The 13,560-nt window shown below is 64.5% G+C and carries 11 protein-coding genes; 2 read left to right on the plus strand and 9 right to left on the minus strand.

Translation table 11 applies throughout. From position 1 onward, the window contains the following. Window positions 1–21 precede the first annotated feature (21 nt). On the minus strand, window positions 22–960 hold the full coding sequence (locus AC1D0N_RS10130) for a substrate-binding domain-containing protein (RefSeq protein WP_477243363.1): 939 nt from the start codon (window positions 958–960) through the stop codon (window positions 22–24). Window positions 961–1,112: 152 nt separating this feature from the next. Continuing rightward, complete coding sequence (locus AC1D0N_RS10135) at window positions 1,113–2,096, minus strand: ABC transporter permease (protein ID WP_477244005.1); 984 nt, start codon at window positions 2,094–2,096, stop codon at window positions 1,113–1,115. A gap of 425 nt (window positions 2,097–2,521) precedes the next feature. Here AC1D0N_RS10135 and AC1D0N_RS10140 point away from each other — a divergent pair, with 425 nt between their 5' ends. Continuing rightward, entirely contained in the window at window positions 2,522–3,484 is a 963-nt protein-coding gene (locus tag AC1D0N_RS10140; protein WP_477243365.1) for a sugar-binding transcriptional regulator, read from the plus strand. A gap of 23 nt (window positions 3,485–3,507) precedes the next feature. On the opposite strand, the gene AC1D0N_RS10145 is transcribed toward AC1D0N_RS10140, so the two are convergent. The 3 genes from AC1D0N_RS10145 to AC1D0N_RS10155 all read right to left on the minus strand — a co-directional run bounded on the left by AC1D0N_RS10145 (window position 3,508) and on the right by AC1D0N_RS10155 (window position 7,006). Next, window positions 3,508–4,053, minus strand: coding sequence for a hypothetical protein (locus AC1D0N_RS10145; RefSeq protein ID WP_477243367.1), 546 nt, complete (start codon window positions 4,051–4,053; stop codon window positions 3,508–3,510). Between the two features lie 116 nt (window positions 4,054–4,169). Next, entirely contained in the window at window positions 4,170–5,663 is a 1,494-nt protein-coding gene (locus tag AC1D0N_RS10150) for a xylulokinase (protein WP_477243369.1), read from the minus strand. A gap of 20 nt (window positions 5,664–5,683) precedes the next feature. Continuing rightward, complete coding sequence (locus AC1D0N_RS10155) at window positions 5,684–7,006, minus strand: NAD(P)H-dependent oxidoreductase (protein WP_477243371.1); 1,323 nt, start codon at window positions 7,004–7,006, stop codon at window positions 5,684–5,686. On the opposite strand from AC1D0N_RS10155, the gene AC1D0N_RS10160 reads away from it, so the two are divergent. Further along, window positions 7,005–7,244, plus strand: coding sequence for a hypothetical protein (locus AC1D0N_RS10160; RefSeq protein WP_477243373.1), 240 nt, complete (start codon window positions 7,005–7,007; stop codon window positions 7,242–7,244). The genes AC1D0N_RS10155 and AC1D0N_RS10160 overlap by 2 nt on opposite strands. An 18-nt stretch (window positions 7,245–7,262) precedes the next feature. On the opposite strand, the gene AC1D0N_RS10165 is transcribed toward AC1D0N_RS10160, so the two are convergent. Genes AC1D0N_RS10165 through AC1D0N_RS10180 form a run of 4 tightly spaced genes read right to left on the minus strand, consistent with a single transcriptional unit; the run spans window position 7,263 to window position 13,450 of the window. After that, window positions 7,263–9,293 (minus strand): dipeptide ABC transporter ATP-binding protein, encoded by a 2,031-nt coding sequence (locus AC1D0N_RS10165; protein ID WP_477243375.1) that lies wholly within the window; start codon window positions 9,291–9,293, stop codon window positions 7,263–7,265. Then, a complete protein-coding gene (locus AC1D0N_RS10170; RefSeq protein ID WP_477243377.1) occupies window positions 9,286–10,164 on the minus strand; it encodes an ABC transporter permease in 879 nt (292 codons plus the stop codon). Before AC1D0N_RS10170 ends, AC1D0N_RS10165 begins: the two co-directional genes overlap by 8 nt. Beyond that, window positions 10,161–11,114, minus strand: a complete 954-nt coding sequence (locus tag AC1D0N_RS10175) for an ABC transporter permease (protein WP_477243379.1) — start codon at window positions 11,112–11,114, stop codon at window positions 10,161–10,163. The genes AC1D0N_RS10170 and AC1D0N_RS10175 overlap by 4 nt, the downstream gene beginning before the upstream one ends. Before the next feature lie 2 nt (window positions 11,115–11,116). After that, window positions 11,117–13,450 carry a molybdopterin guanine dinucleotide-containing S/N-oxide reductase gene (locus AC1D0N_RS10180; RefSeq protein ID WP_477244007.1) on the minus strand — a complete coding sequence of 778 codons (2,334 nt, stop codon included), beginning with the start codon at window positions 13,448–13,450 and terminating at the stop codon, window positions 11,117–11,119. Between the last annotated feature and the right edge of the window lie 110 nt (window positions 13,451–13,560).

Consider the following 13,560-nt stretch of genomic DNA (forward strand, 5'->3'; position numbering starts at 1 on the left):
TCTGGTCAGGGATGCCAGCTCTTAAGGATGCTTGGCGATGAACTGCTCGACATTGTCCTTGGTGGTCAGTGTCGCATCCTGCAGATCTTCGGCGGGGACTTTCTCTCCGGCCACCAGCTTGATCGCCGCATCGACGGCCAGCCGGCCCATGCCTTGCGTCTGCTGCGTCGCGGTGACGTCAAAGACGCCGTCCTTCAGCGCCTTGAGCGCCGCCACGTCGCCGTCGAAGCCGGCAACCCAGACCTTGTGGCCGGGATTGGCGACCTTGACTGCCTGCGCCGCGCCGAGCGCCAGCGCATCGGCCTGGCCGATGACGATCGACACGTCGGGATGCGCCTGCAGCAGGTCCTGCGTCAGCTTGAAGCCTTCGTCCTGGTGCCAGCCTTCACTCCACAGTTCGCCGACCACCTTGATATCGGGGTAGCCCTTGAGCGCTTCGCCGCAGCCCTTCGAACGGTCGACTTCAGGTGTCGTGCCCTTCTGGCCGTGGATGATGATCAGCTCGCCCTTGCCGCCGGCCTGCTTGGCGATGTAGTCGCAAACCGCCTGGGCCGAGGCGACGCTGTTGGTGGCGATGAAGGTGTCGCCAGGCGCGCCATCGGCGTTGCGGTCGACATTGATGACCGGGATGCCGGCTGCCTTGGCCGTCTTGGTCGGCACGGTGGCGGCGGTGGCACCGGCCGGGATGTAGATCAGCGCGTCGATGTTCTGCGTGATCAGATCCTGCACCTGGCTGACCTGCGTCGCCGAATCGCCCTTGGCGTCGACGGTAACGATTTCGATGCCCTTTTCCTTGCCGTAGGCTTCGACCGACTGCTTGATCTGGTTGAAGAAATCGGCCTGCAGATTGGCGACGGCGAGGCCGAGCTTCTTGGCGTCCTTGGCCGAGGCCATGTCGGTGAGGCCGAGCAGCGGGATGACGGCCGCGGCGGCGAGCAAGAGTGAACGTTTGGTCAGCATGTTATTCCTCCGTTGATAAGGTCAATCAGTTCTGCCGGCGCACCCTTGGCGCCCTTGGCCGAACACTCCCAGTTTCGGATCAACCGATCCGTATTCCGCCCGAATATCGGGCGAATCTCATTGCGCCCCATTCTTCATTGTGCCCCCGTCCTTCATTGCGCCCTTCGCCGCCATGTGTCGGTGGCGACCGCCAGCGCGATCACCACGCCGATCACCACTTGCTGGATGAAGGGCGAGACGCCGAGCAGGTTCAGGCCGTTGCGCAGCACGCCGATGATGAGGACGCCGACCACGGTGCCGCCGATCGAGCCGACGCCGCCCGACAGGCTGGCGCCGCCGATCACCACCGCGGCGATCGTGTCCAGCTCGTAGCCGAGGCCGGAGCTTGGCTGGACCGAATCGAGCCGTGCCGCCAGCACGATGCCGGCGAGCCCGGCCAGCACGCCGCAGACGACGTAGACCCAGTTGGTCAGCGACTTGACCGGTATGCCCGAGAGCCGGGCGACCTCGGCGCTGCCGCCGATCGCATAGAGGCTGCGGCCGGTGGCGCGGTAGTTGAGGAAGATGGCGAAGATGATCGCCAGCACGATCATCAGCCCGACCGTGACTGACAGGAAGCCGAAATGGCGGATGATCGACAGGTTGGTGAACCAGTCGGGAAAGCCGACGATCTGCGAGCCGTCGGTGATCATGTTGGCGAGGCCGCGCGCCACCGACATCATCGCCAGCGTCGCGATGAAGGGTGGCAGCCTGGTGATGGTCACCAGCATGCCGGAAACCAGCCCGCAAAGGCCGGCGACGACAAGGGCCGCGACGACACCCGCCGCAAGGCCGAGATTGAGATAGTCGGGATGGGCGACATAGCCCATCACCATGGCGGCGAGCGCCAGCACCGAGCCGACCGACAGGTCGATGCCGCCGATCAGGATGACCAGCGTCATTCCGATCGCCATGATGCCGAGCACGGTGATCTGGTCGAGCACGTTGAGGATGTTGCGCATGGTCAGGAAAGTGTCGGTGGTCAGCGTCAGCGCCAGGCAAAGCAAAAGCAGGCCGATCAGCGGTCCCATGGTTCCGGCAAACAGCGCAGAAAGCCTGGCGCCCGCCGGGGCCTGCGCACCGGTGCCGGCTTTCAACTCGCTTGTGTCGTTGCTCACAGCCAATTCGCCTCCTCCACCCAGCAAAATGGCGATGCCTCGCCATCCGCCTTGTTCACCAGGCACCTCCCTGTGAACAATTTATCTTTGATATGCAATTTTGTTCAGCTAAACCGGTCATCGGAAAATTGTCAAGGCCTGCCGCTTCATTCGACGCCGGTTTGCGCTGCAGTTCGGTTTGGCTTACGAAAGGGCGCGGAATGTCGAGTTTTAAGTGCGGATTTTCTCTTTCGATCATTTTAGCCGGCTGAACAGCGGCGGGCGGCCAAGACAAAGTAAATGTTGACTATTTCGGGTTTCATTTCGCGCGGCGATAGGTCGAGGGACCCCAGACGGTTGCTCCGTTTGCAAATGCCGGTTGAAAAGCATGGGGCCGCTACGCACGGCTGCGGGAGGACAAAAAGATGGCGGTGATGGAGAACGAGAAGGCCTCGCGCTTCCCGGACGCCGAGCTCAAGGCGCGGGCGGCGTGGCACTATTATGTCGAGGGGCTGACGCAGGAGCGCATTTCCGAAATCCTCGGCATCGGTCGCATCAAGGTGCATCGAATTCTTTCAGCCGCCCGCGAGGAGGGCATCGTCCAGTTCCGCATCCGCGACAGCGTCGTCGAATGCGTGGTGCTGGAGGAGAGCCTGAAGCAGCGTTTCGGACTCAGCCAGGCCGTCGTGGTGCCGTCGGCCGCCGACAGGAGCAATGCGCCGCTGATGATCGGCCACGCCGCAGCCACCTATCTGGCCGACAATGTGAATGCCGGCGATGTCATCGCACTCGGCTGGGGACGGACGCTGAAATTCGCCATCAAGGAACTGCCGCGGCGGCCGATCGCCAGGACGACGGTGGTGTCGATGCTGGGTGGCCTCACCCACGCCCAACCGCTCAACCCGACCGAAAGCGCCTGGGAGTTCGCCGAAAAGATCGGCGCCGAGTGTTTTCTGCTGCCGGTGCCGGTCTATGCCGACAGGCCCGAGCAGCGCGACGCCTTTATGAGCCAACGCAGCGTTCAGGATGTCGTCTTTCGCGCGCGCCGGGCAAACATCGCCGTGCTCAGCGTCGGCTCGTTTTCCAACGAGAGCCCGATCGCCAACTACGGCTTCATCAAGCCCAGCGAACTCGAGGAATTGCAGGCCGCCGGCGCCGTTGGCGATATTCTGTGCCATTTCGTCGACGCCGAGGGCCGCCCGGTCGACCATGAGGTCAATCGGCGGGTCTGTGCCTATCCGCTGCAGGATCTGTCGGAGATTCCCAACATCATCCTGGTTTCAGGCGGCCAGGAAAAAATCGCCGTCATGCGGGCAGCGCTCGCCAGCAACAAGATTTCGGTGCTGATCACCGATGAGGATGCGGCCAAGGGCCTGCTCAACGGCTGAGCGTTGTCTTCCGCAGAGGCGCTTCAAAATTCGCAGGGCTTGGGGCGCTTGTCAGCCGACCAGTTTGCCAGAGACTTCAGCGGGAACTTTCCTGCGATCGGCTTGCCGTCGCTCAGATCCTGCGAGGCGACGCCTTTGCCGGTGAGGTAATTGATGTCGCAACTGCCGAGCGTGGTTTCGACGCTGCCGTCGGCCTTTTGCACGTTCCAGTCCCAGTAACGGCTGAAGCCGGCGACCAGAAATTTGCCGCCGCGATAGACGATCGTCAGCGTCTCCTCCCATGATTTGCCGGCGCCACAGCCGAAACAGGAGGTGACGGTCAGCGAACCCTTGCCCTTGGCAGCGAGCTCGAGAACCCGGCCCTCGGTAACGGCTTTCTTGACGAAGGTCGGCTTGCGCGACGGACCGAGCTTTTCGTCACCAGCGCCTAGGTAGATGGTAAGCACCGCTTCGCCGCTGTCGGGATCCTCCACCGCCACGGCGCGATCCATCCGGCCGTCATGGTCCATATCGAGCGAGACCTGCAACGGCGCGTCGGCCGGCGGCTCGTCTTGCGCGAGCGCCGACATCGGGACTGCGGAGAGGGCAACAATCCAAAACAGGGCCGCAAGATGAAACGCTGTCTTCATGAGCCAGCGATTCTAGCATTGGCTGGACAACACGCAATATCGGCGGCGAGCGGGGCTCACGCCGGGGCGTTGGCGAGCCTTGTGTGGATGTCGCGCGTCGCCTGATAGAGGTCGCGGTAGATCGCCTTGCGGGCGCGGTAGAAGGGCACGAGATCATCGACAGGGTCGACATGCCTGGTGGGGGCAGCCGTCATCGCTTCTGCCGCCGCCTCGGGCGAAGCAAACCATCCGATCGCGTAAGCCGCCAGCATGGCAGCGCCAAGGGCGGCGGCTTCGTTGACCGGCGAAACCGAGATCGGCCGTTCGAGCACGCTGGCCATGATCGCCATCAGCAGCGCCGAATTGGTGCCGCCGCCGGCGGCGATCATCGCTGTCGGCTTGCCGCCGGTCTGCGCTTCCATCGCCTCGGTGGCGATGGCTTGCTCGAAGGCGATGCCTTCCAACGTCGCGCGGAACAGATGCGCGGGTTGGTGATCGAGCGACAGGCCGACAATGGCGCCGCGCGCCGCACCGTCCCAATAGGGGCTCATCACGCCGGCCCAATAGGGCATGACCAGCAGGCCGTCGCTGCCGTTGGCAATATCGACCGCCGCCTTCTCCAGCACTGCCGCGGATGGCGAGCCGGTGGTGCGGACGATCCAGTCGACCAACTGCATGCCCGAGCGCAGCACGGTCTCCAGCATGAACCCTGAGCCGGTGGGCGAAACCAGCGTGCGAAACGCATCCGACGTGGTAACTGCGCCGGAATAGCAGCCGCTGACGACGCCGGAACCAAGCGAAAGATAGGTCTTGCCCTCGCCATGGACGCCCATGCCGAGGCCCATCGCCTGGCCATCACCGGCGCCGGCGACAACAGGCGTACCGGCCTTCAGCCCGGTCAGTCCGGCCACGCTTTCATCAAGGCCGCCACAGACGGCGCCCGGCGCGATAAGGTCCGGCAGTTGCTCCGGCCGCAGCCCCGCGGCCGCGACAAGCTTGGGATGCCAGGTGCCATTCGCGACGGCGAGAAGCCCGAGCGGGTCGGCACTTGCTGTGCTGGTAACCAGCCGTCCGGTCAGCCGGTGAACGAAGAAGCCGTGCACGTCGACAAGTGCCGCCGCCTGGCTCAGCGCTTGCGGCTGGTGTTCGGCGAGCCACGCAATGGCATAGAGCGCCGGCGTCGGGTCCGGCGGCTTGCCGCTCCAGTCGCGGATGGCCTCGCGGCCGAGTTCGGCCGAGAGCTTGGCCACCTGCGGGCGGGCGCGTTCGTCGAGCCACAGGATGGCGGGAATGAGTGGCTTGCCGGCATGGTCGATCAGCGTGAAGGTCTCGCGCTGATGGGCGATGGAAATCGCCGCCACACGCGCAGCACCAACCCCCTCGGTAACCTGCTTCAGCGCGCCGAGCAGCGCCGTCCACCAGTGCTCGGCATCCTGCTCGAAATGGCCGGGTCTCGGATTGGAAAGCGGATAGGACTCACGCGCCTGGAACAGTTCTTCGCCGTCGCGCGTGAAAGCGATCGCCTTCACGGCCGTCGTCGAGGCGTCGATCCCGATTACGACATCGTTCATCAGGCGGAGATCCGGCGGCGTCAGGCGGCGTTGGTCACGAACCGTCCATCCGACTGGTCGAGACGACGGCGGATCTGGGTTATCACCATCGAATCGTCGGGTACACAATTTTCATAGGTCAGGAACTCGCCGGTCTTGACCGGCTTGACCACCTTGGCGCGTTCGGCAAGGCCGAGCGGCAGGGCGCCCTTGGCGCGCGCGTCCTCCCAGGTCATGGCGAAGCCACGATAGTCGTTCTCGCCGATCATGCCGAGCGAATGTCCCTGGCCAAGATTGCTCTTGGCCACAGCCACCGCCTCGGCGACCGGATGGTCGAGCGGCTCCATGTCGGCGCGCTTGTAGACCACGGCGCGCGCCGCCGACAGCGGCACTTCCAGGCTGGTCAGATGATAGGGGCGGAAGATCGTGAAATAAGGGCCTTTGCCGACCTTGAGGTCGACCATACGCTCCAGCACGCGCGGATGCCTCGTCTCGATGATGCAGAACACGCCGGGCGCGACGCCCTTGCCGATGGAGTAGTCGACCACGCCCTTGCGGTGCAGCACGCCGCCATCCTCGCGCGGGCAGAGCACGCTGGCGAGTTCGTCGAGCGTTGCCGTCGGGCCATGCATGCCGGGCACGTCGGGCACCAGCCCGGTGGCGTTGGCGATCGCCACCATTTCGATCGCTGTCTTGGAGCCGTCGACGAACTCAACCAGCATGCGCGCATTCATGTTGCGCTCGGCCGCTTCCTTCTCGTAGTCGGCCGGCATGGCGTCGATCTTCAGCGGATTGTTCTTGCCCTTGCCGGCGGCGATGATGTTGAAGCCGAGGCTCTTGGCAAAGCCGATGATCTCCAGCGTGCAGGCGGGTTCGTCGCCGGCCGCCCCGGTGTAGACGACGCCGGCCTTGCGCGCTTCTTCCTTGAGGAAACGGCCGATGGTGATGTCGGCCTCGACATTGAGCATGACGATATGCTTGCCGTTCTTCATCACTTCCAGTGCAAACAGCGTGCCGATGTTGGGATTGCCGGTGGCGTCGATGATGACGTCGATGCGGCCGGCCGACGCCAGCGCATGCAGGTCCTCGGTCACGGCGATCTTGCCGGCCTCGATGGCGCGGTCGATCGCTGAGGCATTGGCTGCCTGCACGATGTCGGAGCGATCATGGCCGGCGAGCAGTGCGGCGTCGATCGCCGCTTGCGGCCTGACCTCGGAAATGGCACCGATCCGCATGCCCGGCATCAATGCGACCTGAACGACGATATCGGTGCCCATCTGCCCGGCGCCGGCCAGCCCGATGGTGATCGGGCCTTGGCTTTCAGCGCGCTGCAAAAGTTCCGCTGCAAATTGCGGATGGGACATGTCGCTTCCTCCAGTTCCTGACGCGCCGCAGCGTCGAGATCATCATTTTGAACATTCCTATTTCCAAATGAACAATATTTCAACCAGCAATTTGGCAGTAGCGGCAGGATTCAAATCTGGGTTGGACTCTACGCGGCGATGGAAAGCCTTTGATGCCGGCAGGACAGAGGGGGGCGCGACAGAGCGCTACGGCCTGTCGTTTTCGGAAGGCGACCGTGCCTTCATGATGGCCGATTGAGCCGCGTAGGGATCGCGGTCAGGCCGGCTCCGCTTGCACCACCTGCTTCTGCAGTCTCGCCAGTTCCGCATACGGAATGTGGCAGCGGATCGTATGGCCGGGCTCAGCCTCGGCCAATGGCGGTTCCTGCTGTTCGCAGATCGCGCCGATCTTGCGCGGGCAGCGTGTGTGGAACACGCAGCCCGATGGCGGGTGGGTTGCGCTGGGAATTTCGCCGTCGAGGCGAATGCGCGACGTCTCCGTCTGGTCGAGCTTGGGCACCGCCGACAGCAGTGCTTCCGTATAGGGGTGATGCGGGCCGGCAAAGACATTTTCGGAAGGCCCGAGTTCCATGATGCGGCCGAGATAGAGCACGGCGATCTGGTCGGAGAGATATCGCACCACCGCCAGATCATGCGAGATGAAGATGTAGCTGACGTCTTCCTTCGACTGCAGGTCGGCGAGCAAATTGAGGATCGCCGCCTGCACCGACACGTCTAGCGCCGAGGTCGGTTCGTCGCAGACGACGATGCGCGGCTCGCCGGCGAAGGCGCGAGCAATGGCGACCCGCTGCTTCAGGCCGCCCGAGAGCTGGCGCGGCTTGACGGCGAGATGCCGGTCGGTAAGCCGCACCGAACGGACGAGTTCATCGAGTCGGGCCTGCAATGCGGCGCCACTCAAGCCGGCCAGCCGCTTCAGCGCCCGGCTGATCAGATGGCGGATCGAATGCGAGCGGTTGAGCGCCGAATCCGGGTTCTGGAAGACGATCTGCATCGCCTTGATCTGGTCGGCGCTGCGACTGTCCAGACGCGGCGCCAGCGGCTTGCCCTCGAGTTCGATCCTGCCGCCTTCGTCGGGCGGCACCAGGCCGAGCAGCAGCCTGGCGAAGGTGGTCTTGCCGCTACCGGATTCGCCGACCAGGCCGAGCGTTTCGCCGGGCCTCAGGCTGACCGAAACATCCTTCACCGCCCGCAGCGCATGGCCATGGCTGGCAAAGGTCTTGTTCACCCCCTCGACGCGCAATACGGCTTCGGCTGCCGCCTTCGGCGCGGCGACAACCGCATCGCTTGGCGTGGCGCGTGGCAATGACTGCGCCTGTTCGTGATAGTGGCAGCGCGACAGCCGACCACCAAGATCGTAGAGCGGCGGCAATTCGCTACGGCAGCGGTCCGTCGCCAGCGCGCAGCGATCGGCGAAGGCGCAGCCCTTGATCGTGGCACCTAGGCTAGGCAGGAACCCCGGAATGGTGTCGAGGCGGCCCTGATCCTTGCGCTGGCCGCCGCGCGGCAGGCAGCGCAGCAGCGCCACCGTGTAGGGATGGCGCGGATCGTTGAACACGGCCTCCGTCGGTCCTTCCTCGACCAGCATGCCGGCGTAAAGAACGCCGACCCGGTCGCACATGTTGGAGACGACGGCGAGGTTGTGGCTGATGAACAGGATCGAGGCCGACAGTTCCTGGCGCAGCTGTGCGATCAGATCGAGCACTTCGGCTTCCACCGTCGCGTCGAGGCCGGTCGTCGGCTCGTCTAGGATCAGCATGGTCGGGTCGTTGGCCAGTGCCATGGCAATCGCCACACGCTGCTGCATGCCGCCCGACAGCTGGTGCGGATAGCGCTGCATGACGCTGACCGGATCGGAAATCCGCACCCGGTTCAGCATGGCGATTGCCTTGTCGGTGGCGGCCTGTCCCGTAACGCCGCCAAGCTCGAAAATCTCGGTCAACTGGCGGCCGATGCGGATCGACGGATTCAGCGCCTTGCCGGGGTCCTGATAGACCATCGACACGCTTTCCGCGCGGGCGCGCCTGAGCGCTTCGGCGTCGAGCTTCATCACGTCCTGGCCGTCGAGCGAGATCGCCCCGCCGGTGATTGAGCCGTTCCTGGGGAGGTAGCGCACGACGGTCAGCGCCACCGTGGATTTGCCGCAGCCGGACTCGCCGACCAGCCCATAGGCTTCGCCTTGGCCGATGGTCAGGCTGAGGTTGCGCAGCACCGCGCGGTTGCGGCCGCCGACGCGGTAGGCGACGGAGAGGTCTGAGAGTTCGAGTGCGTTGGCGGCCTTCTCAGTCATTGAGCGCCCCTTGCACGCCGTCGGTCACCAGATTGACGCCGATCACCAGCGAGGCGATGGCGAGCGCGTCGAACAACACCGTCCACCAGAAGCCGCCGCCGATCATGCCGTAATTGCTGGAGATCGACAGCCCCCAGTCGGGCGAGGGCGGCTGGATGCCGAAACCCATAAAGCTGAGCGTCGCGACGGCGAAGATCGCATAGCCGAGGCGGACCGTCGTTTCGACCAGGATCGGCGGGATGACGTTGGGCAGGATCTCCACGAACATGGTGTGCAGCGCGCTTTCGTGCCGCAGCTGCGCGGCAGCGACATAGTCGAGCTCGCGTTCGGCCAGCACCGCCGAGCGCACCGTGCGGGCGATGATCGGCGCGAAGCTGAGGCCGATGACCACGATGACCGTGGTCTTGGACGTCCCGAGCGCAACGATGGCAAGCAGCGCGACGATGACCACCGGGATCGCCATGAAGGCTTCGAGGATGCGGCTGATGATGTCGTCGACGATGCCTCTGAAATAGCCGGTGAACAGGCCGAGCGCCGTACCGGCGATGGTGGCCAGCAAGGTGGCCAGCGGCGCCACGGTGAGGATGTCGCGCGAGCCGACGATGACGCGCGAGAAGACGTCGCGGCCAATCTGGTCGGTGCCGAACCAGTGCTCGGCCGAAGGCGGCGCCAGCGCGTTGATGATGTCGTCGGCAAGCGGATCGTAAGGTGCGAAATGCTCGCCGAACAGCGCGCAGGCGACCCAGAACACCACGATGCCGAGGCCGGTGAGAAATGTGCCGGAGCGCAGCAGCGAAAAGAAAACCTCGGCCATGGGTCCGCGCCGGTTGGTATCGTCAGGCGTCGGCAGGCTGGCATCTGTGGTGCTCATTGGTCTGTCCCCAGCCGTATCCGCGGATTGAGCACGGAGTAGAGGAAGTCGGCGGCCAGAGTGGCGACCGCATAGACGATGCCGATGGTCAGGATGCCGGCTTCGAGGATCGGGAAATCCTTGCCGCGCGCCGCGGTGAAGATCAGCGAGCCGATGCCCTGGTAGCGAAACAGCGTTTCGATGACGACGAGGCCGCCGATGAGATAGCCGGTCTGTGTCGCAATGACGGTGATGGTCGGCAACAGCGCATTGCGCAGCACATGCCGCCAGATCACCGTTCGCCATGGCAGGCCCTTGAGCACCGCGGTTCTGGTGTAGTCGGAATCCAGCGCCTCGATCATGCCGGAGCGGGCCATGCGGGCGATGTAGCCGAACAGCACCAGGAACAGCGGCAGCGAAGGCAGAATCAAATAATAGAGCTGGGTAAAGAAGCCGGCGTTGGGCGGCCATGCGGCGGAAATCGGCAACCAGCGCAGCCAGACCCCGAAAATCAGGATCAGGATGATGCCGGTGACGAACTCCGGCAGCACCGTCACCGAAAGACCGCCGAGGCTGATGATGCGGTCGAGCGGCCGGTTGAGATTGAGCGCTGCGATGACGCCGCCGAGAATGCCGATCGGCACCACCAGCACGAAGGCAACCGCCGCCAGCTTCATGGAATTGCCCAGCGCATCGATGACGAAGGGCGCCACCGGCGAGCGGAAAATATAGGACGTGCCCATGTCGCCCTGGATGAAGTTCCAGATCCAGCTGCCATATTGGGTGAGCAGCGGACGATCGACGCCGAGCGTATGATTGAGCGTGTCGACGGCGCGCTGGTCGGCAAACGGCCCCAATATGGCGCGCCCGACATTTCCGGGCAGCACCTGGCCGCCCAGGAACACCATGATCGAGAGCAGGAACAGCGTGACGAACGACAGGAAAACACGCCGGACGAGAAAGGAGAGCATGGCTAGGACTCCTTATGAAGACCGTTCGGCCCGGGCATGCCGGACACGTCGGGCAAACTCACTGTGGCAGGCGGATCGAATGCTGTCACCGGCGGCACAGCTCCCATAAATCGCGACACCTGGACCAGCGTCGAATTGCAGGTTGGCGATTGGGCAAGGCGCGACGTACCCCGGTCGGGTGTCAGGACATTCGGATTACCATGCTTTTCCAGACTGTGCGATTGTGCTGGCTCCGAGGGGTCGAACCATGCCCCGGTGGGCAACTGCACGACGCCGGGGATCAGGCCATCTGTCAGCACGGCGCCCGCGAGGCATGATCCGCGATCGTTGAAAACGAGGACGACCGCTCCGTCCAGGATGCCGCGTGCGGTGGCATCCGCTGGATTTATCAACAACGGCGCGCGGCCCGACACCTTGCCCGCGCGGCTGACCGACCCGTGATCGTACTGGCTGTGGAGTTTGTCGGCTGGCTGCGGTGACAAAAGATGCAGCGGGAACTGCTTGGCAAGATCGCCGCCCAGCCACTCCCGCGGTTCCCGCCACACGGCATGGCCCGGACAGTCGTCATAGCCGAAAGAATCGATCGTTGGCGAAAACAGCTCTATGCGGCCCGACGGGGTCGCCAGCCGGTGCCGATCCGGATCGACACGGAAGGAGCCAAGCAATGTCTGAGAGGTGACATGCCGGGCAAGCTCGGCGTAGCCGTCCTGCCAGAAACGCTCGAACGGCGGCATGTCGACGCCGGCGGCCCCCGCATTGTCCCTGGCCTGGCCATAGAGCAGGCGGATCCACTCTTTGGCATCGCGCCCTTCGGTGAAGGCCTGGCGCACACCAAGCCGTGTCGCCAGGTCGGCAAAGATCCGATAGTCGTCGCGCGCCTCTTCCACCGGATCGATCGCCTGTTTCATGGCGACCACGAGGTTTTCGCGGTTCGAAAAGGCGAGATCGTTTCGCTCCAGCGGTGTCGTGACCGGCAGCACGATGTCGGCATGGCGCGCCGTCGCCGTCCAGAAGGGTTCGTGGACGATGATGGTCCGCGGACGCTGCCACGCTTCGACGAGGCGGTTCAAATCCTGATGATGGTGGAATGGATTGCCGCCGGCCCAGTAGACGAGCCTGATGTCGGGATAGGATAGTGCGGCGCCGTTGAACTCGAAGGGGCCGCCCGGATCGAGCAGCATGTCGGCCACGCGCGCGACAGGGATGAAGCCTGGCACTCGGTTCGTGCCCTGCGGCAGGGATGGCCATCGAAATCCCATCTCCGGTCGTCCGGCGCCGTTTGTGGATGAATAACCGAAGCCAAACCCGCCGCCCGGCAAGCCGATCTGGCCGAGCAGCGCGGCAAGCGTGATCGCCGCCCAATATGGCTGCTCGCCATGGTCTGCGCGCTGCAGCGACCAACTGACCATCACCATCGTGCGCTTGGCGGCCATTTCCCTGGCCAGCGCGACAATCCTCTCCTCGGCAACGCCGCTCAGGGCGGCGGCCCATGCCGGGTTCTTCGGCTGGCCGTCGGTTTCTCCCAGGACATAGGCCCGCACGACCTCGAGGCCGGTGCAGTATCGCGCCAGAAATGTCTCGTCATGACGGCCCTCGTCGATGAGGACATGGCATAGAGCCAGCATCAGGGCGGTGTCGCTGTTCGGCCGAAGCGGCAACCATTCGGTGTTGACGCCGCGCGGCGCATCGTCGCGCACGGGCGAAACATTGATGAGCCGGGCGCCGTTGCCGACGGCCCTTTGCAAGGCGGCCGCTGCTTCGTGACGTGCCGCACCGCCGCCCTGTATCTGCGCGTTGCGCCAGGGCAGCCCGCCAAAAGCAACGATGAGCTCGCTGTGCCGCTCGATCCCGTCCCAGGTGGAATGATTGCCCGTCAGGCCGTCGGTGCCGCCAAGCACATGCGGCAGGATGATCTCGGCCGCGCCGTAGGAATAGCTCAGCACCGAGCTTGTGTAACCGCCGATCGTGTTGAGGAAGCGGTGGACCTGGCTTTGGGCGTGGTGGAATCGCCCCGCGCTCGCCCATCCGTAGGACCCCGCATAAATCGCGGCATTCCCATGCTCGACGCGAACCCGGTCCAATTCGGCCGCCACGACGTCCAGCGCGGTTTCCCAGGGGACTTCGACAAAGGGTTCGCTGCCGCGCCTGCCACTGGCGCCGGACCTGTTTCCCTCCAGCCAGCCGCGCCTGATGGCGGGGCGCGAAATGCGCAGGTCTCCCTGTACGGTGCCGAGCATGGAGCTGCCGATCGGCGATGGATCGGGATCGCCGCTCCATGGCTCGACGCTGACAAGCCTGCCGTTCTCGGCACCGACTTCGTATGTCCCCCAATGCATGGTGGTGAGCAGGGCCTCGGACTCCTTGGGACACGTCAACGATGGATAGTCCCACAACGCCAAAGTTACACGTCAGGCGGGCGCGCCCCGCCTTGCCACTTAACTGCCAG

It is taken from the genome of Mesorhizobium sp. P2_E10 (assembly GCF_056404235.1).